The 24,764-nt window shown below is 56.6% G+C and carries 23 protein-coding genes; 6 read left to right on the forward strand and 17 right to left on the reverse strand.

What is annotated here, in order from left to right:
- Window positions 1-3: 3 nt before the first annotated feature.
- Window positions 4-708, reverse strand: a complete 705-nt coding sequence (locus HMPREF2681_RS09635; protein WP_070546958.1) for a hypothetical protein — start codon at window positions 706-708, stop codon at window positions 4-6.
- 161 nt (window positions 709-869) lie between these two features.
- Here HMPREF2681_RS09635 and HMPREF2681_RS09640 point away from each other — a divergent pair, with 161 nt between their 5' ends.
- The 3 genes from HMPREF2681_RS09640 (at window position 870) to HMPREF2681_RS09650 (ending at window position 5,169) form a co-directional block, all read left to right on the forward strand.
- Window positions 870-2,234 (forward strand): DUF349 domain-containing protein, encoded by a 1,365-nt coding sequence (locus HMPREF2681_RS09640; protein ID WP_070437345.1) that lies wholly within the window; start codon window positions 870-872, stop codon window positions 2,232-2,234.
- 180 nt (window positions 2,235-2,414) lie between these two features.
- Window positions 2,415-3,794: an IS3 family transposase gene (locus HMPREF2681_RS09645; protein WP_080969593.1), complete on the forward strand. Its 1,380-nt coding sequence runs from the start codon at window positions 2,415-2,417 to the stop codon at window positions 3,792-3,794.
- Window positions 3,795-3,978: 184 nt separating this feature from the next.
- On the forward strand, window positions 3,979-5,169 hold the full coding sequence (locus HMPREF2681_RS09650; RefSeq protein ID WP_168163231.1) for an IS1249 family transposase: 1,191 nt from the start codon (window positions 3,979-3,981) through the stop codon (window positions 5,167-5,169).
- Window positions 5,170-5,263: 94 nt separating this feature from the next.
- On the opposite strand, the gene HMPREF2681_RS09655 is transcribed toward HMPREF2681_RS09650, so the two are convergent.
- The 5 genes from HMPREF2681_RS09655 to HMPREF2681_RS09675 form a co-directional block, all read right to left on the reverse strand.
- A complete protein-coding gene (locus tag HMPREF2681_RS09655) occupies window positions 5,264-6,013 on the reverse strand; it encodes an Rv2732c family membrane protein (RefSeq protein WP_016422614.1) in 750 nt (249 codons plus the stop codon).
- A complete protein-coding gene (gene miaB, locus HMPREF2681_RS09660) occupies window positions 6,006-7,553 on the reverse strand; it encodes a tRNA (N6-isopentenyl adenosine(37)-C2)-methylthiotransferase MiaB (protein ID WP_049170866.1) in 1,548 nt (515 codons plus the stop codon). Before miaB ends, HMPREF2681_RS09655 begins: the two co-directional genes overlap by 8 nt.
- A 106-nt stretch (window positions 7,554-7,659) precedes the next feature.
- A complete protein-coding gene (locus tag HMPREF2681_RS09665; RefSeq protein ID WP_049193012.1) occupies window positions 7,660-8,268 on the reverse strand; it encodes a regulatory protein RecX in 609 nt (202 codons plus the stop codon).
- Window positions 8,269-8,311: 43 nt separating this feature from the next.
- A complete protein-coding gene (recA, locus tag HMPREF2681_RS09670) occupies window positions 8,312-9,415 on the reverse strand; it encodes a recombinase RecA (RefSeq protein ID WP_049170952.1) in 1,104 nt (367 codons plus the stop codon).
- A gap of 316 nt (window positions 9,416-9,731) precedes the next feature.
- Window positions 9,732-9,965 (reverse strand): DUF3046 domain-containing protein, encoded by a 234-nt coding sequence (locus HMPREF2681_RS09675; RefSeq protein WP_005509697.1) that lies wholly within the window; start codon window positions 9,963-9,965, stop codon window positions 9,732-9,734.
- Window positions 9,966-10,045: 80 nt separating this feature from the next.
- On the opposite strand from HMPREF2681_RS09675, the gene HMPREF2681_RS09680 reads away from it, so the two are divergent.
- From HMPREF2681_RS09680 to HMPREF2681_RS09690, 3 genes are read left to right on the forward strand one after another with little or no spacing between them, the layout of a single operon-like run.
- Window positions 10,046-10,663 (forward strand): biotin transporter BioY, encoded by a 618-nt coding sequence (locus HMPREF2681_RS09680; RefSeq protein ID WP_049170862.1) that lies wholly within the window; start codon window positions 10,046-10,048, stop codon window positions 10,661-10,663.
- 34 nt (window positions 10,664-10,697) lie between these two features.
- A complete protein-coding gene (locus tag HMPREF2681_RS09685) occupies window positions 10,698-11,399 on the forward strand; it encodes an energy-coupling factor ABC transporter ATP-binding protein (RefSeq protein ID WP_070546961.1) in 702 nt (233 codons plus the stop codon).
- Window positions 11,396-12,016, forward strand: coding sequence for an energy-coupling factor transporter transmembrane component T family protein (locus tag HMPREF2681_RS09690; protein WP_049170855.1), 621 nt, complete (start codon window positions 11,396-11,398; stop codon window positions 12,014-12,016). Before HMPREF2681_RS09685 ends, HMPREF2681_RS09690 begins: the two co-directional genes overlap by 4 nt.
- A 5-nt stretch (window positions 12,017-12,021) precedes the next feature.
- Here the strand turns inward: HMPREF2681_RS09690 and HMPREF2681_RS09695 are convergent, their stop codons facing one another.
- From HMPREF2681_RS09695 to dapB, 11 genes are all read right to left on the reverse strand, one after another.
- Window positions 12,022-12,849: a PspA/IM30 family protein gene (locus HMPREF2681_RS09695; protein WP_005509356.1), complete on the reverse strand. Its 828-nt coding sequence runs from the start codon at window positions 12,847-12,849 to the stop codon at window positions 12,022-12,024.
- A gap of 141 nt (window positions 12,850-12,990) precedes the next feature.
- Window positions 12,991-13,425, reverse strand: a complete 435-nt coding sequence (locus HMPREF2681_RS09700) for a helix-turn-helix domain-containing protein (protein ID WP_016422607.1) — start codon at window positions 13,423-13,425, stop codon at window positions 12,991-12,993.
- A 51-nt stretch (window positions 13,426-13,476) separates the two neighbouring features.
- Window positions 13,477-14,019, reverse strand: a complete 543-nt coding sequence (locus HMPREF2681_RS09705) for a CinA family protein (protein ID WP_016422606.1) — start codon at window positions 14,017-14,019, stop codon at window positions 13,477-13,479.
- Between the two features lie 24 nt (window positions 14,020-14,043).
- On the reverse strand, window positions 14,044-14,610 hold the full coding sequence (gene pgsA / locus HMPREF2681_RS09710; protein ID WP_016422605.1) for a CDP-diacylglycerol--glycerol-3-phosphate 3-phosphatidyltransferase: 567 nt from the start codon (window positions 14,608-14,610) through the stop codon (window positions 14,044-14,046).
- 31 nt (window positions 14,611-14,641) lie between these two features.
- Window positions 14,642-15,775, reverse strand: a complete 1,134-nt coding sequence (locus HMPREF2681_RS09715; RefSeq protein ID WP_016422604.1) for a TerC family protein — start codon at window positions 15,773-15,775, stop codon at window positions 14,642-14,644.
- 236 nt (window positions 15,776-16,011) lie between these two features.
- Window positions 16,012-19,308, reverse strand: coding sequence for a DNA translocase FtsK (locus HMPREF2681_RS09720; protein WP_049193034.1), 3,297 nt, complete (start codon window positions 19,306-19,308; stop codon window positions 16,012-16,014).
- A gap of 105 nt (window positions 19,309-19,413) precedes the next feature.
- Window positions 19,414-20,031, reverse strand: a complete 618-nt coding sequence (locus HMPREF2681_RS09725; protein ID WP_049170848.1) for a TIGR03085 family metal-binding protein — start codon at window positions 20,029-20,031, stop codon at window positions 19,414-19,416.
- A gap of 89 nt (window positions 20,032-20,120) precedes the next feature.
- On the reverse strand, window positions 20,121-22,202 hold the full coding sequence (locus tag HMPREF2681_RS09730; RefSeq protein WP_070546963.1) for a ribonuclease J: 2,082 nt from the start codon (window positions 22,200-22,202) through the stop codon (window positions 20,121-20,123).
- Window positions 22,202-23,107 carry a 4-hydroxy-tetrahydrodipicolinate synthase gene (gene dapA / locus HMPREF2681_RS09735; protein WP_016422600.1) on the reverse strand — a complete coding sequence of 302 codons (906 nt, stop codon included), beginning with the start codon at window positions 23,105-23,107 and terminating at the stop codon, window positions 22,202-22,204. The genes HMPREF2681_RS09730 and dapA overlap by 1 nt, the downstream gene beginning before the upstream one ends.
- Window positions 23,108-23,165: 58 nt before the next feature.
- Window positions 23,166-23,918 carry an FAD-dependent thymidylate synthase gene (gene thyX, locus HMPREF2681_RS09740; RefSeq protein WP_016422599.1) on the reverse strand — a complete coding sequence of 251 codons (753 nt, stop codon included), beginning with the start codon at window positions 23,916-23,918 and terminating at the stop codon, window positions 23,166-23,168.
- A gap of 20 nt (window positions 23,919-23,938) precedes the next feature.
- Entirely contained in the window at window positions 23,939-24,691 is a 753-nt protein-coding gene (dapB, locus tag HMPREF2681_RS09745; RefSeq protein WP_016422598.1) for a 4-hydroxy-tetrahydrodipicolinate reductase, read from the reverse strand.
- Window positions 24,692-24,764: the final 73 nt, after the last annotated feature.

A 24,764-nucleotide genomic window follows, 5' to 3' on the forward strand; every position in this document is an offset into this window, starting at 1 on the left:
CTCTTACTTCGCAACACACTGCCAGCTGGCCACGTGGTAACCGATGCCGTAAGGCGCCCTGTCATAGTAAGAACGCTTTACGACGGTCATTCCAGACCCCGTCCAGCTTTCAGCAGCTTTACTCAGCTGCTGCCATAACTCGGCCGCGTACGCGCCGGGAGCTGGAAACACAATATTTTCCACGTTAATGCTTGAGCAGTCCTGACCAGCAATCAGACTGCACAGCGCATCAACCTCCGCTGCACCTTCAATTACGCCGACCGGGGAATCGTCCGCAAGGCCGAATGCGCCGTCGACAAGCACAAGCAGACGCGTGTGACCGGCAGCGAGTGCCTCAGCGATAGAGTCGAAGCACGTTGCCTGAATGACGCGGCCAGTGGGTCCTTCAGAATTCCGTCGCGCGTAGTCTTCGATAAGCCAGCGTCCCAGCAGCTCAGGTAATTCGGTTCCGCCTGACACCGTGACATCAACCCCATACGGAGAAAAACTGTCGGGTGCGCTGGTCTGGTGCGGGGACTTCGCCTGCATCCTGCCAGTGATAATAGCGACCGCGCCGGGCTCCCCGGGTTCGTCATCTGTCCACAGCGTCGCGACGGTTTCACGGGCATGACGGCGCAATTCCGTGGCGGTGGGCGCAAAACCACCCAGCTCCTCGACGATGAGGAGCGCACGCGGAACGATAACAAGCCGAGGCAAACGCGAATTCACGTCCTCAACGCTACCGTGAGGGGCTAGTCGATGCCTTATTCCGGCGGTGTTACGCGCGCTGTGCCAAAATTTTTGGGATACTCGAGCACATACCGTAAGTGTTTGATGGCAGCCGTGTCGCGCGGCAGTTCTGCATGAAGATTGGAAGAGGTTTACCCACTATGACCGGTACCAGCAATTCCCCTAAGCCAGGTCCACGCCCGGGTCCACGTCCGGGACCTCGACCAGGCTCAATGCCGGCTCATCGTAAGGCCCCTGGAGCTACTCCAGCGCCTGCGGGGTCGGCCGCTGTGGCACATGCCGTCCACAATGATCCAAAGAAGTTTGGCCGCATTGACGAAGACGGCACTGTTTGGCTGGTCACCAGCGCCGGCGAACGCAATATTGGCTCCTGGCAGGCTGGCACCGTAGAAGAGGGTTATGCCCACTACGGCAAGCGCTACGAGGATCTGGCCACCGAGGTCGAGCTACTGGAATCTCGTGTAGTCTCCCACCCGCAGGAGGCAAAGACCATTTCTCACAACGCAGTTGAACTGCGTGAGAGCCTTGCCACCGCCACGGTTCTCGGCGATATCGATGCGCTGGATAAGCGCCTTGCAGAGGTCATTGCCACCTCCCACGTCGCAGAGGAGAAAGTCGCTCACGACAAGGCAGAGCGCCGTAAGAACGCCATCGCACGTAAGGAAGAGCTCGCCGCAGAGGCCGAGGAGCTCGCAGAGAACTCCACCGAGTGGAAGGTCGCCGGCGACCGTATCCGCGAGATTCTCACGGAGTGGAAGCAGATTCGCGGCATCGACCGCAAAACTGATGATCAACTCTGGCGCCGTTACTCTCGCGCGCGTGATTCTTTCAACCGCCGCCGCGGTGCCCATTTTGCGGAACTGGACCGCAACCGTGCGGCTGCTCGCCGCGTTAAGGAGGACATCATTGAGCGAGCTGAGGCCCTGAAGACCTCCACTGATTGGGGTGGCACCGCTGCTGCCTTCCGTGACCTGATGGCTGAGTGGAAGGCCGCTGGTCGAGCCCCACGCGAGGTCGATGACAAGCTGTGGGCGCAGTTCAAGGCCGCCCAGGATGAGTTCTTTGGTGCTCGCAACGCGGTCAACGAAGCTCGAGACAAGGAGTTCGAGGAAAACGCTGCGGCCAAGGACGCACTGCTGGCTGAATACGAAGACCGCATTGATCCGTCCAAGGGCCTCGATCACGCTCGCAACGAACTGCGTCAGTTGCAGGAGAAATGGGAGGCCATCGGCTTTGTGCCGCGTGGTCGTGTGCGTGAGTATGAAAACCGCATTGGCGCACTGGAAAAGCGCGTCTCCGATGCTGCCGATTCGCAGTGGCGCCGTACCGACCCCGAAGCACAGGCTCGCGTCCAGCAGTTCGCCAACCGCGCAGCGGAGTTTGAGCAGAAGGCCGCCGAACTCGAGGCGAAGGGCAAGGCTTCTCAGGCCGCCAAGGCTCGGGAGCAGGCCGAACAGTGGCGACAGTGGGCAGAGCAGGCCGCGGAGACTCTCAAGGAGCTCTAACAGAAGCTAGTTGTGTGTCGGGGAAGCAGGTTCTCGCTCTCCGGCGTCCGCAACAGAATCCTGGCTCAGCTACGCGCTGGCAACGCGTCGATGGTTAAAAGTAAGGGGCTCTCTTCCGGAATGGAAGAGAGGGGTTAAGTGACAAAAGGGGATGCGGACGGAATCTTGGAGGATTCCATCATGAACCGCTCATACACCAAGGAGCAGCGACGCAGAGCTCTGCAGGTTTACAAGCGTACTCAATCGGTGACCAAGACCGTCCGTGAACTTGGTTATCCAGGGCGATGGACGCTGTACAAATGGTTGCGTGAACCCGCCAAACCTGGTCGACCCCGCAAACAGTCAAAAACATTGACCCGCTACCCGTTTGAGGTCAAGCTTCGTGCTGTTGAGCTCTTCAACGCTGGTTGGAGGCCAGCTGACACCGCTGTGGAATGCGAGCTGCGCTCAAAGATGAGTGTCTATTCTTGGGCACAACGCCACCGTGAAGAGGGAAAATGGGGTTTGATGTCGAAAAGAGAACGCAAAGAGCACACTCGCATGCCCACCCGAGCAGCATTCGAGAAATCATTAGCCGATGATCCTGCAGAACTGAAAAAGCAAATGGCTCAACTGCTCGTTGACAAGGCTGTTTTGGAAAAGGAGCTGGAACTTGTAAAAAAAGACGTCAGCGTCATCCCGGGGCAGCTCAGCAATAAGCACAAGGCTGAAGTGGTTGACGCGTTACGCGGCGAGTTTCCGTTATCTATGCTGCTTGCTGCTATTGATCTTGCGGCATCAAGCTTCTACTACCAACTCCAACAGCGATTTGCTCCGGATAAGCACGCGCATATCCGCGAATTGCTTCATGAGATTAGTTCTGAGTCGAATAACACCTACGGCTATCGCCGACTTTGGTGGGAACTGCGCCATCGCGGGATCGTTATCAGTGAGAAGGTCGTCCGCCGTCTCATGCACGAAGAGGGAATTCGTCCCTGGTTCCCGAAACGAAAGTGGCGTTACTCCAGCTATCAAGGGGAAATTTCTCCCGCACCACCTAACCTGGTGAACCGTAATTTTCATGCTGAGCATCCAAATCGGTTGTGGCTGACTGACATCAGTGTTTTCGCTACTAACCAAGGTCGCGTGTACCTGTCTGCCATCATTGACTGTTTTGACGGGAAGGTCGTGGCAGCAAAAACAAGTGTTCATCCCACCATGGAGTTAGCAGAAGAAACTTTGTACGCAGCAATCGCAACCGAAAAGCCGGCAATGGATGGCTCCTTGGTGATTCACTCAGACCGCGGAGCACATTATCGAGGCAGCAGCTGGCGAAGTATGACCGAGAAGTTCGGAATACTTCGCTCGATGTCGAAGAAAGGTTGTAGCCCCGACAATGCAGCATGCGAGGGGTTCTTCGGCCGAATGAAAAACGAAATGTACTACGGCAGAACCTGGCAGAACCCTCAAGAGCTCAAAGAAGCAATCGCGACATACATTGAGTTCTACAACAATCACCGAATCAAGATCAGCCTCGATGGTTTGAGCATTGCCGAATACCGAAAAGTCAATGTAGCGTGAGATTGAAACTGTCCAAAAAAAACGTCCGCATCCCCAAAAGTGTGTCTGATTTTCAGCCTATTTGCTGGTCAGGCCGCATAAAACGGGCTTATATAAGGTTCCAGACCTTATTCAGGCCCGTTTCTTGCTCAATCCACCGGAATGGCTCCTGCATGTGGTAACAGGGGCCTGGTTGTCTTTCTGGGTGACTCCAAACAGACCCCGATGCCCTATATGCGCTGGGCAAATGAAGAAAAACGGCACCACAACCAAAGGGACAACCAGGTGGCGATGCAAAAACCCTGACTGCGGATGCTCAACAACACGACACCGCCCCGATCAGACCCACACCCGGGATTTCAAAGCGTTTCACACCTACGTCACCGGCACTGCTTCTTTAACCAAGGTGGCCGACACCTTGAATGTCTCCCGGCGCACACTCGACCGCCGGTTCACCTCATTGTGGCTTATCGATGTCCCTAACACCCCCGATCCCAACCGGGTCTACGACCAAATCTTCATCGACGGCACCTACACCGACGCTGGCTGCTTACTTGTGGCAGCCAGCCACGACCACGTCATCGCATGGCACTGGACACAACGCGAAACCGCCCACGCCTACACCCAACTACTCAAAAACATCGCCCCACCACTATGCGTTGTCCTCGACGGTGGCCAAGGCGCCTACTCAGCAATCAAAACCTGCTGGCCAACCACCCGCATCCAACGCTGCCTTGTCCATGCCCAACGCGTGGTCCGTCGCTACACCACCAGCCGTCCACGCACCGACGCAGGCAAAGCTATCTACGCCCTGGCGTTGAAACTGACCCGTATCACCACACTCGACCAGGCACGGGAGTGGACGCTGCGTCTGCACGACTTCGGACAGGTATTCAAAGCATTCCTCAACGAAAAAACACCCCTCCCCAAAGAACGCCGCACCCTCAACAACCAGTGGGAATGGACCCACCTGCGAGTTCGCAAGGCATACAACTCACTGCTGCACCTATCGCGCAATAACTGGCTGTTTACCTACCTGCAGCCACCACCAGAAGCACTCGAACCACAGCGCTGGGCATCAACAACCAACAGTCTGGAAGGCGGCGTCAACGCCCAGCTCAAACGCATCGCCGACGCGCATCGCGGCAGGTCCGGGGAACGCCAACGAAAAATGCTCGAGTGGTACCTGCACTCGAAAACGCAACTGCCTGACGACCCGCTAAAGATCGCCAGGCAGTGCAATTACGGACAAGATCAACTCGCCAAAGTCAACGATCTTGTCCCAGAAGACCACAACAAAGCCGACCACGAAACAGGACGACCAGCCTTCTACGACAACGCTATCCCAACCGAATACCAACACAACATAGGAATCCGGAAAGGGCCCATGAGATAAAAAGGGCCCACCCGGCGACACACCGAGCGGACACACTTTTTGTCACTTAACCCGAAGAGAGCCCCATACTTACTGCGCTAGTTAAAAAGTCTCACTACTCGTCGCTGACCTGTTCGTCCTTTTCGCCGGTCTGCTGAGAGACATTATCCGCGCTACTGCCCTGCTGGACACGATTGCGTCGGCGAGCGCGTTCACGGCGGTCGTCGACGACCTCAACATCCGTAGTCGTATTCGGGGTCAGGCCCGCCCGCAGGTAAACCTGCTGCGCGCGCAGTACCGGATCGGTGTCAGCGTGCTTGCGACGTTTCGTCGCGATTGCGAGCTGCTCCTTACTACGTCGGAAAGCGATGAAAGTCACGGAGATGGCCAGTAGAAAACTGCAGAAAATACCGAGCATCAGGCCGAAGGAAATACCCTCGCCGGCCAGTTCCTGTGGACGAGACTGACGCATCCAACCAGCGAAGACTGAGTAGACCATCTGAATACAGGCAAAAAACCAGGTGACGAATGCGAGAATCGTCGTCCGCGTAATCAGCGTGGCAATAGCTAGCAAGACACCTACCACCACGAGAATGGAGTAAATTCGCTCCGGTCGAGTCGTGAAGTACTGATGCGCAACATCCGTATCCAGCAACACATCAAAGCCCAAAACAACGCCCGAGTGCGGAAGGAAGAAACTCGTAATGAGGCCGATGACGGCAACCATCATCGGAATCACCGCACGGCCGAGATCCAGCTCGCCAGCGGCCTTGCGCTCCTGAACCCGCAACGCCTGCGCGGATTCCACCGACTGCTCGCTAGTGGATTCCATATCACTTTCCGGCGAAGCCTTGTCACTACTCACAGCCGCATCCCTCACTTACACTCGTTTTCTCCGGGCGCCCAATCTTTGGCAAGCCCAGACCAACTCCGATCGGCGCGGTCGTCGGAGTCTGGCCGACCTCTACATTATCCCCCGCCTTAGTGCGGCGGTGTGTGAGCACACCGGAGTCAGCAATGAGGAAGTGCGGTGCGGAGTCGGTCACGCGTACTGTCACGTAATCACCTGGGCGAATCTTGCGGTCGACGATGCCTGGTTCGCTTTCCGACGGGCTGAAGTGCACCAGGCGGCCATCCCGACTACGACCAGACATGCGATGAGTCTCCGCATTCTTACGGCCATCGGACTGGCTGACCAGCAGCTCGACTTCCCGGCCGACTAGCTTAGCGTTTTCTTCCTCGGAAATACGCTCCTGAAGCGCTAGCAGCCGACCATAGCGTTCCTTCACAACCTGTGGTGGAACCTGATCCGCCATGGTTGCCGCCGGAGTTCCCGGGCGGGGCGAGTATTGGAAGGTGAACGCCGAGCTAAAACGAGCCTTTTCCACCACGTCGAGAGTTTGCTGGAAGTCCTCTTCAGTCTCGCCTGGGAAACCGACAATAATGTCAGTGGTAATGGCGGCATCCGGCATTTTTTCCCTAACCTTCTCCAGAATTCCCAGGAATTTCTTGGTGCGGTAGGAACGGCGCATGTCTTTCAGCACTCGGTCGGAACCGGACTGTAGTGGCATGTGTAGCTGATGAACCACGTTCGGTGTCTCCGCCATGGCGTCGATGACATCATCGGTGAACTCAGCTGGGTGCGGAGACGTAAAGCGCACGCGCTCCAACCCCTCAATCTGGCCGCAGGCGCGCAGCAACTTGGAAAAAGCCGAGCGGTCGCGTTCCATGTCAGGGTCGGCGAAGTTAACACCATAGGCGTTGACATTCTGTCCAAGGAGGGTGACGTCAGTAACGCCCTGCTCCACGAGTGCCTGCACCTCAGCGAGAATCTCGCCTGGACGACGATCGCGTTCCTTACCACGCAAACTGGGGACGATGCAGAAGGTGCACGTGTTGTTGCAGCCTACGGAGATACTCACCCAACCTGCGTAAGTGGATTCACGCTTGGCCGGCAGCACCGAGGGAAATTCTTCCAGTGCGTCCTTAATCTCGACTTCAGCCCGGTCATTATGAGCGGCGCGTTCCAACAGTGCTGGCAACGAACCCAAGTTATGCGTACCGAAGACAACGTCCACCCATGGGGCCTTCTTTACGACGACGTCCTTATCCTTCTGGGCCAAGCAGCCACCGACGGCAATCTGCATGCCTGGGTGAGCATCCTTGACTGGTTTGAGCTGTCCCAACGTGCCATAAAGGCGATTGTCCGCATTCTCTCGAACGGCACAGGTGTTGAAAACGACCAGATCAGGATTATCGCCTTCTGCAGCCGCTACATAACCGTTTTCTTCCAGCAAGCCAGACAGTCGTTCCGAGTCATGGACGTTCATCTGACAACCGAACGTACGTACCTCATATGTGCGAGGCGAAGACTGCTGCTGAGAGTTCAAAGAAGGGGTAGTCACGGCAGTTTAGGTTAGCTGTTTATGGCCCATTTCCCCAATCAGCGACCCCTTTAAACCTGACGGGTCCGCAGCCGGCGTGCTAATCCGGCGTGCGGTGGCACCGGCGCTAATCTGTGTCCTCTTCGAGTTCCCGGTATCGCTCTTCTAACTGATCCCGAGCAATGCTCATGGACAATTCAGAGGGGAAACCACGCCGCGCCAGCACACCGACGACTTTGCGTAAATCCTTTTGCTTGGAGTTGAAGTCAGGTGCCACTGTTTTAATAGTGGCCGCTTTCTTCGCCGCTAGCTTCCGGGCGACTTCTTCTTCCGCGTTGTGCGTAATCTGCTCCAACGCATCTGCACGAAGTGAAACATCAATGCCCTTTTCCTGCAGCTCCCGGTTCAAAACCATCTTCGACTTGCCGCGACTGGCAAAGCGCTGCCGCACCCATTCGGATGCGAAAAGCTCGTCGTTGACCAATCCACTTCGGGTCAGGTCATCAACGACTTCTTCAATCATCGAGGTTGGAAACTCCTCGACTGCCTCGAGCCTTTCTACGAGTTCCTTGCGGGAACGCATTCGCTGATCGAGCAAGCGCAGTGCCTTAGCACGAATCGGGGCCTTGGATTCCTCACGACCCGCATCGTAGAGCGAACTACCGTCAGCTTCCGCAATTTGCTGAGCAAGCTTTTCGATAGTCTCCCGCACATCGCGGCCGTTACGATCCTCCACGGTCCTCACTTTTCGTGTGTCGCGGCACTACGCCTCGAGCTAGCTAGTCTTCCAAATCATCGAAGTCGATGTCCGGCACGACATCGACAGGGGCATCGATATCGGTCTCGTCCTCGACCTCCGCGAATTCCCCGACGCCGAGCTTCTTCTTGATCTTGACTTCGATTTCCTGGGCAATTTCTGGATTCTCGCGCAGGTGCATACGAGCCTTTTCCTTGCCCTGCCCCAACTGATCGCCCTCGTAGGTAAACCACGAACCGGACTTCTTGACAATGCCGTTATCAACGCCCATGTCAATCAACGAGCCCTCACGCGAAATGCCCTCGCCGTAGATGATGTCAAACTCTGCCTGCTTGAACGGCGGCGACACCTTGTTCTTGACTACCTTCAAGCGCGTGCGGTTACCCACCGCATCCTGGCCATCCTTCAACGTCTGAATTCGGCGTACGTCACAGCGAACGGAAGCGTAGAACTTCAGTGCTTTACCACCCGTGGTGGTCTCAGGAGAGCCGAACATGACGCCAATCTTTTCACGCAGCTGGTTAATGAAGATGGCAGTGGTACCGGTGTGGGACAGCGCACCCGTCATCTTGCGCAGCGCCTGACTCATCAACCGCGCCTGCAGACCAACGTGGGAATCGCCCATTTCACCGTCGATTTCAGCCTTCGGAGTCAACGCGGCCACCGAGTCAACCACAATGATGTCAATAGCACCGGAACGCACCAACATATCTGTGATCTCAAGTGCCTGCTCACCGGTATCTGGTTGGGATACCAGAAGGTTGTCCGTATCTACTCCAAGCTTGCGCGCATAAACCGGATCCAGCGCATGCTCCGCATCAATAAATGCGGCAATACCGCCCTGCCGCTGCGCCTCTGCAATAGCATGCAGTGCGACTGTGGTCTTACCCGAGGATTCTGGACCATAGATTTCTACGATACGACCACGCGGGAACCCGCCCAGGCCCAAGGCCACGTCGATAGCGATATTGCCGGAGGGAATAACCTGAATTGGAGGACGATTGTCGTCCCCCAGGCGCATAACTGCACCCTTACCAAAGTCCTTCTCAATATTCGCCAGAGCTACATCGAGCGCCTTCAGGCGATCATTGCCCTGGTTCGAAGCCGTAGCCTTCTTACGAGCCATAGTTCGTTGTTCTTCCTCATTGTCATTGTCGCGGTCATTGTCGCGTACGGTATCGGGTTCTGGAGCCGTACTCAGAGAATGTGTCTCCCGATTTTCATCCAAAACAGAAACTTCGCTCACACTTAATTAGGCGCGAAACTAGCCGTTCCGGTTCCAAATTGGTCCGCGACACCTCTACTGCCGGTTACACCCGGAAGTTATACCGAATCAGACGGATTGACTTCATCAGCACTTTCGATAATATGCGAAACCCTGTTCGAATGGCAACGACACGCAAGAGCCGTCGGCAAGCATTCACCGTCGTCTACGCCGGAACCTATTCGTCAGGACCGTACCAGCGGTCTTCGGGAATATCGTGTTCCCTACACAGCGCCCACCAGATATCCCGAGGTTCGACCCCGTCCTCGAGCAATTCCGCGGGAGTTTTTCCATATTCCATCAGTACGTGGGAATGCAACAGCCACGGGCCGTGCTGAGGCCCAAATTCGTGGTTGACGAAGTTGTGAAAATCGGCCAATCGCATGAGACCAACGTACAAGATACCTGTCACTGATACCTACCTGGCCACCCTCTTTTCATAACCTAATCCCCGCTCCCCTGCCTGAACAGTGCTCAACCCATGGGTTTAAGATGAGAGCTGTGAATAATTCCAAGGTGTATGACCTCACTCTTATCGCTGCTTTCGCAGCACTGATCATCGTGCTCGGCGGCATTGCCATTCCCGTTGGCGGCCTCGGCGTGCCAATCGTGCTACAGAACATGGGCATCGCACTGGCCGGGATGATTCTCGGATTCAAACGCGGTGGCCTCGCCACTACCCTGTTCCTGGCTGTTGGTCTCGTGGGCGTCCCAAACATGGCGGGCTGGAAACCACTTCTCGCCGCACTTCCCGGCCCTACCGTGGGCTACATTGTCGGCTACTTAATTGCAGGTTTCGCAATCGGCGCGATTGCCCAGCAAGCACCACGGGCGAAAGTTTCACGAATCAGCGTCTTCATCGGCGCGGGCCTCGTTGGAGTTCTACTACAGTACTTCTTCGGATCTGTCGGATTGGCTTGGCGTATGGGACTTAGCTTCACCGACGCACTGATTACCAACGTCCCGTTTATCCCAGGCGACGTGGCAAAGGTTGTCGTAGCCGCGCTTATTGCTACTGCAGTACTGCAGGCTTTCCCTGATTTGCTTCCCGACGCTGCCAACCGTAAGCAAAGTCGTTTGGTTAAGGAAGCAGCCACCTCGGGCAATTAACCCCACAGAATTAGAAAGGGTCTCGAGTCGCACTATGCCCACCATCGCTTTTGACCGCGCTTCCGCAACCTATTCGGGACGCCAGATACTGAAGCCGACCACGCTAACTCTCACAGAGAAGCGCATTGGCATTATCGGCGAAAACGGTGGCGGTAAGTCCACGCTGGTGCGACTCATTAACGGCCTGGGCCCGGTCACTGGTGGCACGGTCACGTATGAGGGCATGAATGTCGCAAAGCAGGCAAAGGCAATTCGCAAGAATGTCGGCTTCATCTTTTCTGATGCGGATAATCAAATTGTGATGCCTACAGTCGCAGAGGACATTGCCTTTTCACTACGCAAGCGAAAACTACCAAAGGATGAGCGCAACCAGCTGGTGCAGGAAGCCCTCGAGCGGTTTGGGCTTGCCGATCATGCTGACGCCTCGCCACACTTGCTCTCGGGTGGACAAAAACAGCTACTGGCGCTGGCGGCAGTGTTAATTCTTAATCCCACGACCATTATTGCCGATGAGCCCACTACGCTCCTCGACTTGCGCAATCGTCTCCACATTCGGAGTATTTTCGCCCAGCTTGAGCAGCAAATTATCGTGGTCACTCATGATCTGGATTTTCTTATGGACTTCGACCGAGTTATCCGTGTAAGCGCAGGAGAAATCGTCGACGACGGTGCGCCGAAGGTAGTTATTGACCGATACGTCAGCGATATGACTCGTGCGGAAGAAGGCCGCTCATGATTCATCCAGCCGATGTCCCGTTAGGGCTTTACCTAAACCATAAGTCGCCTGTGCACAGGCTCCCGACGGCCCCCAAACTCATCATTGTCATCGCATTTTTATTGCTCACCGGGATTCTCGTGGATACCTGGCTAGGCGGGGCGATTGCCCTGGCAATTGTCACCCTCGCTTATGCGGTGGCCAAGGTGCCACCAATGGTTGCTTTCCGACAGCTCCGTGGAGCCGTAGTCATTTTGGCGCTGCTTTCGCTTCTCCTGTGGTGGCGCGCCGGGGGTGAGCAAGCGCTGACGACCTTCCTCGCGCTTCTCGCCGCAATCGCAGCGGCAATATTGCTAACGCTGACGACCCGCGTCAGCGACATCATGGATACTTTGACCACTGCGATGCAGCCGTTCGCCCGTTTCGGCCTACCAGTCGACACCATCGCGCTCGCACTATCGCTGACGCTGCGTATGATTCCGCTTCAGGTTATGGCCGCTGCCGAGGTACTGGAGGCTCGAAAAGCACGAGGGGCTGCCGGCTCAATCATTGCCTTCGGCGTACCTGTGGTCATCCGAACCATTAATCGCTCGAAGGCAATGGGTGATTCGCTAATCGCACGTGGTGAAGGTGAGTAGGAGAATTAATTGCCCTCACGCAGCTGGCGCATGCGCTCAGCAACAGCAGGGTCAACGTTGGAGGCAGCGCTTCCCTCGATGGACTTCTGAGCCTCGCCACCAGAGAGCTCGTTGCCACCGTTCATTTCTGCGCGGATTTGCTCCAGGCGAGAGTGCCCAGCAAGCTGAACGCCTGCGGCCTCTACCTCAGCCATACGCCCCTGAACCGAGTTCTGAGCTAGCTCGGCCTGACCAAGAGCGTTAGCGTAACGACGCTCAATCTTGTCACGAACCTGATCCAGATTAGGTGTAGCCCCCGAAGAAATCTGATTCATCGACTGCAGGGACTCAGAGACTTTCTCCTGCATCTTTGCTTGCTCCAGCTGGCTGAGGAGCTTTGCGCGCTCCGCGACCTTCTGCTGCAGCTGCATGGAATTACGCTCGACGGCCTTCTTAGCCTGAGCCGCCTGCTGCAGCGACTGATCGTGCAGAGCCTTCAAATCTTCTACCGACTGCTCAGCAGTAACCAACTGAGCTGCGAAAGCCTCAGCTGCGTTCTCATACTCCGTAGCCTTGGCAGTATCCCCCTCAGCACGAGCCTTGTCAGCGAGCTGCAATGCCTGACGAGTGTTCCCCTGCAGCTTCTCAATCTCAGCGAGCTGACGGTTAAGGCGCATTTCCAGCTGGCGCTGATTACCAATCACCGCCGCTGCCTGCTGCGATAGTTCCTGGTGCTGCCGCTGGGCATCCTCGATAGCCTGCTGAATCTGCACCTTCGGATCAGCGTTTTCCTCAATCTTGGAATCAAAAGCGGCCATCAAGTAATTCCACAGCTTTACAAATGGATTAGCCATAGCGTCCCATACACCTTTCTTATTGCAACTACCTCAAAGCAGGTCTGTGCTTATCGCGCACCCAATCTTAACTAAAGCCGAGCGTCTTCGGGTGCTAAGTACCGGAGCAATGGAATGAAATTCCACCGCCGCAACCAATTTCTACATCGCTGCCAATTCTGGGCTCGCCGAATGCAGGGCCATCGCTGTGGCTGCTTCCATCATCAAATCCGACACCGTCACACCAAGCGCCGCGCATACCGACGCCAGCAGCTCAGATGAGACTTCTTTCCGTCCACGCTCAAGCTCAGACAAATAACCAGGGCTAATAGCCGCATTTTCAGAAAGCTCACGCAGCGTCTGTCCACTGCGCGAACGGATATCACGCAGCGTCTCCCCCAGTGCCTCTCGCAGGAGTGGCTCACGGGATTCTCCCCGTTCCGCCAAATCCTGTGCCGTTAACTTTGCAACCGATCCAGGCTGCTCCCCTACAGCCACCCGCGCCGACGGTGCTGTGGCATCCATGGAAGCTTCGAAAGCGGCAGCGCTATCTACCTCTGGGTAGCGAATGGTCATAAGTGCAGTATTGTTGGTCATCACTTTCTCTAACGCTTTAGAAGGCCGACCTGTTCCCAATTTTCAAAAATTCTACTCACCGTCGAGATTCTGCAACAACAGTTCTAACGCCAATACCACTGCTTGACGACGAATCTCCGCGCGCGACCCCTCTTTATTCACCGGCAACCTAACAGCAGTTACCCCATCAAGGTACGAAACTCCCGGCGGTTTCAGACCACACCAGACTTCACCTACTGGGTGCCCATCCTGCATCGCTGGACCAGCAACGCCAGTTAGCGAAATCCCCCAGTCCGCCACTGCTTTATTTGCCACTCCAAGTGCCATATACCGGGCCGTCAACTCGGACACGGGGCCATATGCGGCCAAAGCATCCTTTGGCACGTCGGCAAGCAACGCCTTCGTGTCAGTGGCGTAAGTGACCACGCCACCGCGGAGAACGGCGGAGGCTCCCGGTACGGAGGCAACTGTAGCGCAGAGAAGACCTGCGGTAAGTGATTCTGCGGCTGCAAAAGTCTCGCCACGAGCCGTAAGCGTTTGGACGAGTTGAAGCGAAACGCCATCGACACCGTCAGCGTTTTCGTCGCTCTGGGCGAGGCGTTCGACTGTGTTCACAGCTTTACCCTCCACTTAATTTCTCTACGAGACCTTTCGCGCATCCACAATGTACTGGATACCAGTACCGACGGTGACGACAATGGCGGCAACCATCACAATCCAGGACGGCCAGAACAACCAGTCCACTGGCATCAGGAAGAGCCCCACTGCTACAGACTGCAGGACCGTCTTTATCTTGCCGCCCCGAGAAGCCGGAACAACACGCCCCTGACGCAGGGCGAACATACGCCAGATGGTGATGCCACCTTCGCGAATCACGATGATGACAGTCACCCACCACGGCAGAATGTCGATGATGTTCATACCAATCAGCGCAGCCAGCATTAGAGCCTTATCGGCAATCGGATCGGCAATCTTGCCAAAGTCGGTAATGAGGTTACGGCTACGTGCGAGGTGCCCGTCCAACTTGTCAGTCGCCATCAGAAGCGCGAATACGACAAACGACCACCAGCGCCAATTGGTGGCTTCGCCGCCCTCCTGAAGAAGTACCCACAGGAACACCGGTACTCCAAGGATGCGAAGCACGGTCAGGAAATTGGGCAAGTTCCAGTTGGAAACACGGCTTGTATCAGCACTTGGAGCAGTCACAGTTGTTACCTTATCTCACAATCGTGTTCGATTAACGCCCAGGCTCGTTCTTACCGGTGTGTGAACCGTTAGTTTCGCTTCCGGCCGACGTTGACCCCTCACTGACAGAAGTAGAGGAGGCGTGAGAGCCGAGGCCATCGCGGCTTCCATCATCATCGTGGTGAACACGCGGAAGGGCAATCGCACCCATGTTTTCATCACGCTTGCTCTTGAGCCACGATGCCAGGACAGTCACCACCAGAACGATGACGATGACCGCCAGCGACGCCCAGGTCGATACTTCAGGCACCGACACGTTCTCACCGCTGTTGATAAACGGCAGGTTGTTTTCATGCAGTGCGTGCAACAGCAACTTCACACCAATAAAGGCCAGGATGACACCCAGGCCATAAGCCAGGTACACCAAGCGATCCAGCAGACCGTCGAGCAGGAAGTACATCTGTCGCAACCCCATGAGAGCAAGGGCATTTGCAGTAAAGACGATATATGCCTCATCCGTCAGGCCGTAGATAGCCGGGATAGAGTCAAACGCAAACATCACATCGATAAAACCGATGGACACCAGCGCGATGGCAAGTGGAGTCAAGTAACGCTTGCCGTTTTCCTTAACGGTCAGCTTGTCCTTGTTGTAATGGTCCGAAATTGGGACGATTCGACGCAGCCATTGAATCAGCTTCATATCCGACGGATCGGGTTCCGGCTTATCGACGGCTTCGTCGTACACCGTCTTGATAGCCGTGTAAATCAGGAAGATTGCAAACAGGTAGAAAACGTCAGACCACTTGGCAATAACTGCCGCACCAGCCCAAATGAACAGGCCTCTGAATACCAGCGCCATCGCAATACCGAACAGCAAAACCTTTTGTTGGTACTGGCGCGGAATCTTGAATGCGCCGATGATGAGTGCAAAGACAAATAGATTGTCTACGCTGAGCGCCTTTTCGGTGATATAGCCCGATAGAAACTCAATGCCTCGGTGGTGATCCCATAACAACCACACCATTCCGCCGAAAATTAATGCCAAGACTACGTAGAAAGCGGTCCAGATGCCGGCTTCCTTCATAGTTGGGTTATGCGGCGTGCGAACGTGTGCATAGAAGTCAAAGGCGATAAAACCCATGACGACCACAATGGTGATAATCCATACCAATGCGGGGACATGCATATTAAAAAAAGACCTCCGGTCGTGCGAACATGAACCGGAGGTCTCTCCTGCTTCTGCCATAGTGGCAAAAGTGACGGCACCGGGATTCGATGTGCGCAAGACGAGTCTGTGCGTCCAATCCGTGCTGACGATAACCGTCACGGGCTAGCGGAAAACATCCACTTTTACCGGGGATACTCCCCTCCACGTGTGCCGACTATACACGCAATCAGAAACGGCGGTAAGGCTGGGTCGTCCTACGCCATAGACTGATTCGGATCAGCGTCGACTACGTTTACTTCTTCCTTAGGAGCATCCTCCGGGTTTGCGCCCTTGATCATCCACTTAATGGTTTCGAGCTCCTCTGGTTTGACCAGCACCTCACGTGCCTTAGATCCCTCTGACGGTCCAACCACTCCGCGAGTTTCCATCAGATCCATCAGTCGACCGGCCTTGGCGAAACCGACTCGCATCTTGCGCTGCAACATCGAGGTCGATCCGTGCTGTGCGGTGACCACCAGCTCGACTGCCTGAAGCAAATCTTCCAGGTCATCTCCGATATCGGGGTCAATGTTGCGCTCAGCCTCAGCACTCTTATCCTCCGTGACACCCTCGGTGTAATCCGGCTCGGCCTGCGCCTTAGCTGCATCGACTACTGCCTGAATCTCTTCGTCTGTGACGAAGGCCCCCTGAAGACGTCGCGGCTTGCCTGCACCCTGTGGGATGAACAGGCCATCGCCCATACCAATGAGCTTTTCAGCACCGCCCTGGTCAAGAATGACGCGGGAGTCCGTGAGCGACGAGGTAGCGAATGCCAGTCTCGATGGCACGTTCGTCTTAATCAAGCCGGTGACCACATCCACAGACGGACGCTGCGTAGCCAGCACCAAGTGGATACCGGCAGCACGGGCCTTTTGCGTGATGCGCACAATCGCATCTTCGATATCGCGGGGTGCGGTCATCATCAGGTCTGCCAACTCGTCAACGACACAGACAATGTACGGGTACGGACGGTACTCGCGCTCCGAGCCAAGTGGGGTCGTAATCTCACCGGACTTGACCTTACGGTTGAAGTCCTTGATGTGACGGACGCGGGCGGCCTTCATGTCCATGTAGCGCTGTTCCATCTCTTCAACCAGCCACTGCAGAGCCGCCGCGGCCTTCTTCGGCTGAGTGATGATTGGCGTAATCAGGTGAGGAATCCCCTCATATGGAGTCAGCTCGACCATCTTCGGGTCCACCAGAATCAGGCGGACATCCTCCGGGGTCGCACGAGTCAGCAGCGAAACCAACATCGAATTTACGAACGCGGACTTACCCGAACCGGTCGAACCGGCAACGAGAAGGTGCGGCATTTTCTGGATGGAGTGCGAGATAAACTCGCCCTCAATATCCTTACCGAGACCGATCAGCATCGGGTCATCGTTCGCAACGGTCTTGGGCGCGTTGAGTACGTCGGCAAGCCGAACCATCTCACGGTCGTTGTTCGGCACCTCGATACCAACGGCCGACTTTCCCGGAATCGGAGTCAGTAAGCGGACATTGTCGGTCGCTACCGCGTAGGCAATGTTGGACTGCAGGTTCGTGATCTTCGAGACCTTCACGCCCGGGCCAAGCTCGACCTCGTAGCGAGTCACCGTCGGACCGCGAGAGAAACCAGTCACCGCAGCATCGACCTTGAATTCTGCGAATACTTCAGTAATCGCCTCAATCATGCGGTCGTTCGTCGCCGTACGTGTCTTGGGACGCTCACCTGGAATCAACAAATTAGTCGATGGCAGGTGGTAGTCAGATTCCGGCGTGCGTGCCGACGAACCGGAAGTACCCTCGGCATCCTTTTCCAATTCAGACTTCGGAGTTGTGGCCGGAATCTTAGAGGCATCGATACCAGAACGAGCGGCAATGGCATCCATTGTGCGGCGGGTAGCCTCAGACACTGCATCCCGCGAATCATCGACAGACGACTCGCCCTGCGGCGCGCTCGCCGGCTCTACGGCCTCAGGTTGAACAGCGGGCTGTTTCGGAGCTCGGGAATCGGAAACACAATTCCGTTCGCTGTTATTAGCTGCAGCAGCCTCCTGCGTCGGGTACTCGGAGTACTCGTCATAATCCTCGTCGACAGCGTGGTAGTTCGTGCCCCCGACAGCTGGAATAGTCGATTCTGTCTCAGCGGTGTCGCGATGTACTGCATCCGACTGAGCTTCCTCCACGTACTCAGCTGCCGGAAACGCCGGCTCCACTGGGGAAACTCGATTGGAGTGCGGTGCCCCATTCCGGACATCGAACACTGTGGTCTTTGCCGAATCGTAGTCGACATCCTCAACCTGACGGGCACGTCGCGGAGCCTGTCGGTTCCTCTGCGGCTCTTCGTCCAAAAGATCGTAGAGGTTACCGTCAGTATCCGGTTCGTCGTAAGGCGCGGGTTCGGGTGCGGATATACGGCTATCCGCGCCACGGCGGGACGCTCGGTAAGCAGGGCGACCGGTCGAACGAGACGAGGAATGCTGCGTGCGGCTGCTGTGGCTTGGGCGACGCTCAATTAGCTGCGTCGGCTGGTCAAAGTCCTCATCGGCATATGCGGTATCGGAATCCCAGCTCGCACGACGTTCCAGCATGTCATCGACATTGCCGTAGGGATCGTCCGATTCCGGCTCGTCGCCGGCACGACGCGAAGACCACTCGGAAAAGTTGAAGTATTCCTTAGTGGCATCGATAAGCTGGCGCACCGTCGCGCCAGAGAGCACCAGAGCGCCGTAAAAAACGATACCCAGCAACAAAACCACGGCGACCCACGAGGTAAACCCGGCTGCTAGCGGCGAACCGATATAACCACCAATTGCGCCACCAGCTGCACGTCGCCCCTGCCAGTCCGCAGGACGACCCGAGCCGATATGCACAATTGCGAGCAGCCCCACCACGATCAGCGAAGCTCCAGTGATGGTAGGTGTCAGACGTTCACGGCGCGGCATAGCATCCAGCATCATTAATACGGAAACAACACCGAGCAGCACCGGAAGTACAAAAGCGCCGATACCAATGAGCGTGCGCACTGCCGTTTCAATGAACTCCCCCACTGGCCCTGCCAGGTGGAACCATGTCGAGCCAGCGAGCACAATCGCCAACGCCAGCACGAGTAGTGCGAGGCCATCCTTCGATCCCGGTTCGCCACCCTCATCGAAGTCTGCGTCGAACTCGTCAGCTGGCACGGAGGCCGGTGCCGGCGGTTCAATTACATCGTCATAGCCGCTAGCTGCTTTACGACGCTTCCTACGGGGCTTCGTCGAAAAATCGGCGTCTCTTTCGCGCCGCGACATATTCTCCTCTTCGTTTCGCTTATTTTTGCGACCGCTGACCCGCCGGGCAAGACCGGCCACGCCGCGGGCAGTTTCAGTCCAGGCGCTGGCCAAGCTATTGGCCACGAACGACATGGCGCTAGGAGTGCGCTCGAATTCCTCCGTGGCGCTGTGCACGGGGTATCGCCGCGTGGCATCTGTCTCCGCAGAGCGGGAAGATCCACGACGATTGTCAGTTCTGGTTCGGCTGGTCGCAGACATGACCATTACCTTACAGCTAACACCGGATCGTTTTCACATTAGTCACACGCGTGTCATTGTTTAACAGGCGTGCTGTCGCGACCGTCCAGAACTGAGAACGTGATTTTAAAGACTGTTGCGCTTGATGCCCGATTCGTCACCGTCGATGGTGACGCGTACCTCGTCACGGCCATAGAGCCACAGCACCAGTTCCCCGACGCTTCCGCGGACAGTCACAACTGGAGCACCTTTAGCACTGTTGTCGATTAGGGTCACCGCAACTCCGTCGTCACGCATTAGCACCACGGTCGAGGTCGAACCGCGCAACATCATACGGCCGGCAGTAGTGACCAGACGCCACAGGTCCGACACTCCGGAGGGCGGCAGCTGACGAACGGTCCAGCCTTCCTGGGCACGACGGACATCCTCGTGATGGACGAAGTTCTCCGCAGCGTTGACGTAGCGGTCTGCCCAGTTCATTGGATTCCATCGCGGAGCACCACTACCCCACTTCCCCACCACTTCGACGTAGGGCATTCGATTGACCTCAGCGGTAACAGCATCGAGGCGGTCCGAAAGCGCCTTGACGAACATCCCGCCCGCGGCATCCAGACGGTTTTCACGAATGTACAGGTGGTTGGCAAGATCCCGGGTCGTCCACCCCTCGCACAAGGTCGGGGCGTCGGGGCCGACGCTGAGCAGTAGATTAGCTAGGTCTTCACGTTCCCGTTCAGCAAAAGTCATAGCTCCAGCCTAGACCAGGCACGGAGAAGCCCGCATCCACACGGTTGTAGGTGGATGCGGGCTCTTACGCTAAAAGACGCTCTAGAAATTTAGATACTTTCGCGCGACTCCTGGATTTCCTCATCGGTAACCTCTTCGGCTGCCTCAGAGGACATCGGCACGATTGTCGGAACAACCATCGGGCTGCGACGCCACTTCTGGTTAATGACACGCTCGGTGCGGCGACGAACTTCCTGAGCCATACGGTACGGGTTGTTCTCGCCACTGCCAGCCAGGTCAAAGAGAGTATCGTCAACGACCTGCTCGACGGTTTCGAGCACTTCCTTGGCGTCGTCCGAGTAACCGCGAGCCTGAGCCCGTGGCTTCTCCAACGGGCGGCCAGTGCGGTTATCAATGACGGCTGTGATGGTGATAAGACCACCTTCACGCATTTCAGCACGGTCTGCCAGCACGTCAGCGTCGACGTCACCCATGGTGACGCCATCGACGTAGAGGTTACCGACCGGAACCTGGCCAACTACACGAGCGCGACCGTCAACGAGGTCGACAACCACACCGTTCTGAGCCAGGACAACGTTTTCTGGCTTCACACCAGTGGACACAGCCAGCTCCTTGTTGGCACGGAGGTGGCGCCACTCACCGTGAATCGGCATGACGTTCGACGGACGAGCTGCGTTGTAGAGGAACAGCAGCTCGCCGGCAAAGCCGTGACCGGAGGTGTGAACCTTCGCATCCTTACCGGTGATAACCGTGGCACCAATTTGGGCCAGCATGTTGATAACGCCGAAGACTGCCTCTTCGTTACCGGGTACCAGCGAAGAACTGAGGATAATCAGGTCGCCATCACGGACGGTGATCTGACGGTGCTCACGGCGGGCCATGCGAGACAGCGCAGCCATTGGCTCACCCTGCGTACCGGTAGTCACCAGCACGACCTTGTGGGGCGCCATGCGAGCGGCCTCGTTCATTTCCACAATGGTATTTTCCGGAGCGGTCAGCAGCCCCAATTCCTGCGCGATGCGCATGTTGCGAATCATAGAGCGACCGTTGAAGGCAACCTTGCGGCCAGCCTTAACAGCTGCGTCGATGACCGCCTGCACGCGGTAAACATTCGATGCGAAGGCCGCGACGATAACGCGCTGCTTGGCATCCATAATCAGACGGCGCAGAGTTGGAGCCAACTCCGCCTCGGATCCCGAGAAGCCCGGAATCGTAGCGTTGGTGGACTCACACAAGAAGAGGTCGATTCCCTCATCACCGTAGCGGCTCAGCGCCGGCAGGTCAGTCGGCTTTCCGTCCGGCGGGGTCTGGTCCATCTTCACGTCACCGGTGTGGACGACCATGCCAGCTCCGGTCTTAATGACGATGCCAAGGCACTCCGGAATCGAGTGGTTGACATTGAAGAAACGCAGATCGAACGGACCACGCTGAATGTGGCTGGTGTCGTTGACCTCGATGACCTTCGGGCGCTGACGGTGCTCCTGTGTCTTGGCCTGAATGAGTGCCAGGGTAAAGCGAGAAGCAATAATCGGGATGTCCGCGCGCTGCTTGAGCAACCAAGGGATAGCACCGATGTGGTCCTCGTGACCGTGGGTGACCACGAGAGCTTCCACGCGATCCCACTTGTCTTCCATGTAGGAGAAGTCAGGCAGGATCAGGTCAACACCCGGCTCATCCGAGCTCGGGAACAGCACGCCGCAGTCGACGATGATCAGGCGGTTCTTGTACTCCAACACGGTCATATTGCGACCGATTTCGGAAATACCGCCCAGTGCAACCACGCGCAGGCCGTCCTTGGGGGCCTTCGGCGGTGCAGGAAGACGCTGCGTCAAGTCTGCACCCTGCATCGACTGGACTACGTTACGACGGTTGCCACCGCGTCCGCCACGGCCACCCCTCGAACTATTTCCGCGGTTACCTCCACGGCCGCCGCGACCACCGCGGGAACCGCGGTTGGAAGAATTCGAAGAACCTTGGGACTTCTTAGCGTTACCGGAGTTCTTACGCTCACCGGAACGCTGCGAGGACTTCGAGCCGTTGGATTTAGCTCCACCCTTGTCGGAGCCCTTGGATGCAGAGTTATTGGACTGCTCTGCTGCAGCCACGTCGGACTCGGAAGGCGGACCAGCCTTACGAGTTACCTTGCGGGCGCGATTGCGTCCTTCAGCCACTACAGAACACCTGCCTTCCGCATAGCTTCTTCAAGCACCTCAAGCTGCTGGTCATTTGCTGCAATTTGCGGCAAGCGTGGATCTCCTATCTCAATGCCCTGCAGACGCAGAGCGGATTTAGCAAAACTTACACCGCCAAGTGCAGCCTGAGCGGCAAACAGCGGAGTCATCTTCGCGTGGGCAGCCTGCGCACCAGCAAGGTCTCCCTTGTCAAAGCAAGAGCGCACCTCAGCCAGCAGCTGCGGGGCTGCATGTCCAATAACGGAAATAAACCCGGTGGCGCCAACAGACAGCCACGGAAGGTTCAGCACATCGTCACCGGAGTACCACGCCAAATCAGTATTAGCGATAATGCCGGCGGCAGCTCCCAAATCCCCCTTGGCGTCCTTAACAGCCTGGATTCTCGGGTGCTCCGCCAACCGGTAAATGGTATCAACTTCAATCGGAATAACCGAACGCGGCGGAATGTCATACAAACACACCGGCGCCTCGGTTGCGTCAGCCACTGCCGTAAAGTGACGGTACAGCCCCTCCTGGGACGGCTTGGAGTAATACGGCGTGACGACGAGCAGCGCATCCGCGCCCGCCTCCACAGAAGCCTTTGCCAGCTCGATGGACCCGGCCGTGTCATTGGTGCCGGCACCGGCCACGAGCTTAACCTCGTCACCCATCTCTGCACGGACAGCTCGGAGAAGCTCAAGCTTTTCCTCAACCGTCGTAGTAGGCGACTCGCCGGTAGTACCGGCCAGAATGAGTGCATCGCAGCCACCGTCTACAAGATGACCAGCGAGCTGCACACCCGCCTTGACATCGAGGTTTCCGTCCTTATCAAAAGGGGTCACCATAGCTACGGCGACGGTGCCGAAAATGTCAGCACCGCGAGTTGACGCAATTCCTGTGCTCATTGTTGACTACCTTTTCTTAAAAATCTCAATCGACTATATCTTCACACTGTACGTGCGATTACCCCTCGAAGGCGTAAGGACTCGACGCGACGACCGACCCATCCTTCAGAGTGTTAATCTCAAAATCCCCAAAAGCAACAGGAGCACAGCGCTGCAGCTCCCGCAGGCAAGCCACTGCCAACTCCCGAATTTCAGCATCGGCATGCTCAGTCGCACGCATCGAAATGAAGTGGCGCCAAGACCGGAAATTACCAGTAACCACGATTCGAGTTTCGGTGGCATTGGGCAAAACCGCCCGGGCTGCCTGGCGTGCCTGCTTTCGCCGCAAGATAGCGTTGGGCTCGTCGGCCCACTTCTCTTCCAGTGCGTCTAATAACTCACCATAGGCGAAACGGGACTGATCAACCGCGCTTTCGAAAACTCGCAACAGATCCGGGTCCTCCGCAATTGCGGGAGGAACCACAACATTGTTGGAACTGGCCGGCACAAACCGCTGCGACAACTGCGAAAAGGAAAAGTGGCGGTGCCGTGTGAGTTCATGTGCACACGAGCGCGACAGCCCACGAACATAGATGCTTGCACTTGCGTGTTCAAAAAGTGAGGTGTGGCCTACCTCAAGCACATGTCGCAGATATCCCCTATTCGTCGCCGTTCGTGGATTGGGCTTGTCCCACGTTTCATAACAAGCCCTGCCGGAGAACTCAATCAATGCTTCCCCACCATCGGCATCGCTATCAAAGTCGATGTCCTCCGGCGGGAAGAAGTTGGTCGCGGCGATTAGCTGCGCCTTGAGAGTGACATTTTCAGACATTTTCAGTTAACTCCCGGCCATTAAAGTCCCAGGAACGGCTCCAGTCCCACAGTCAGGCCCGGAAAATCCTCAATCTTGCGCACACCCAGCAGAACGCCTGGTACGAAGCTGGTGCGCGAGTAGGAGTCCTGCTTGATGGTGAGCGACTGCCCTTCTGCACCGAAGATAACGGTCTCGTGAGCCACCGAACCGGTCATACGGACTGCGTGCACCGGAATGCCCTCGACCTCAGCACCGCGAGCACCATCGAGAGTTTGCTCAGTGGCGTCCGGCTGCTCCCCCATGCCGGCTTCCTTGCGAGCACGAGCAATAGCCTCAGCAGTGTGGATAGCGGTGCCCGAGGGGGCATCCTTCTTAAAAGGGTGGTGCATTTCGATAACTTCAGCGGAATCGAAGTACGGAGCGGCTAGCTCCGCCATCTTCATCGTCAGTACCGCGGAGATTGCGAAGTTCGGTGCAATAAGAACATTGGCCTCACCGTCGGCGTCGTCAAGCCAGCGCTGCACCTGATCGAGGCGCTCCTTGGTAAAGCCCGTAGTACCCACGACGGCGTTGATGCCATTCTTAATGCAGAACTCAAGATTGCCCATCACAGCGTCGGGCTGAGTAAAGTCAACAATGGTCTGCACACCAGCGGTGACAAGTTCATTCAGGTCATCGCCAGAGTCGAGACCCGCTGCCAGCTCCAAATCGTCGGCGGCTTCAACTGCCTCGCAGATGGTGGACCCTACCTTGCCCTTGGCGCCAAGTACGCCGACCTTGATATTGCTCACAGCTATTGTCCTTTCCCAACGGGTTTATCTTTCTCCCTTACCTTAGAATGTGTTGGCCAACTTGTGTGCCAAT

It is taken from the genome of Corynebacterium sp. HMSC064H12, from assembly GCF_001809925.1.
Taxonomy (GTDB): domain Bacteria; phylum Actinomycetota; class Actinomycetes; order Mycobacteriales; family Mycobacteriaceae; genus Corynebacterium; species Corynebacterium jeikeium_D.

Bases quoted from the DNA above. Each gene is read 5' to 3' on its own strand.
- HMPREF2681_RS09640 (WP_070437345.1), top strand. From the start codon at position 870: ATGACCGGTACCAGCAATTCCCCTAAGCCAGGTCCACGCCCGGGTCCA.
- HMPREF2681_RS09645 (WP_080969593.1), top strand. From the start codon at position 2,415: ATGAACCGCTCATACACCAAGGAGCAGCGACGCAGAGCTCTGCAGGTT.
- recA (WP_049170952.1), bottom strand. From the start codon at position 9,415: ATGGCTCGTAAGAAGGCTACGGCTTCGAACCAGGGCAATGATCGCCTG.
- HMPREF2681_RS09680 (WP_049170862.1), top strand. From the start codon at position 10,046: ATGAGAGCTGTGAATAATTCCAAGGTGTATGACCTCACTCTTATCGCT.
- HMPREF2681_RS09685 (WP_070546961.1), top strand. From the start codon at position 10,698: ATGCCCACCATCGCTTTTGACCGCGCTTCCGCAACCTATTCGGGACGC.
- HMPREF2681_RS09690 (WP_049170855.1), top strand. From the start codon at position 11,396: ATGATTCATCCAGCCGATGTCCCGTTAGGGCTTTACCTAAACCATAAG.
- HMPREF2681_RS09695 (WP_005509356.1), bottom strand. From the start codon at position 12,849: ATGGCTAATCCATTTGTAAAGCTGTGGAATTACTTGATGGCCGCTTTT.
- HMPREF2681_RS09700 (WP_016422607.1), bottom strand. From the start codon at position 13,425: ATGACCAACAATACTGCACTTATGACCATTCGCTACCCAGAGGTAGAT.
- HMPREF2681_RS09715 (WP_016422604.1), bottom strand. From the start codon at position 15,775: ATGCATGTCCCCGCATTGGTATGGATTATCACCATTGTGGTCGTCATG.
- HMPREF2681_RS09720 (WP_049193034.1), bottom strand. From the start codon at position 19,308: ATGTCTGCGACCAGCCGAACCAGAACTGACAATCGTCGTGGATCTTCC.
- HMPREF2681_RS09725 (WP_049170848.1), bottom strand. From the start codon at position 20,031: ATGACTTTTGCTGAACGGGAACGTGAAGACCTAGCTAATCTACTGCTC.
- dapA (WP_016422600.1), bottom strand. From the start codon at position 23,107: ATGAGCACAGGAATTGCGTCAACTCGCGGTGCTGACATTTTCGGCACC.
- thyX (WP_016422599.1), bottom strand. From the start codon at position 23,918: ATGTCTGAAAATGTCACTCTCAAGGCGCAGCTAATCGCCGCGACCAAC.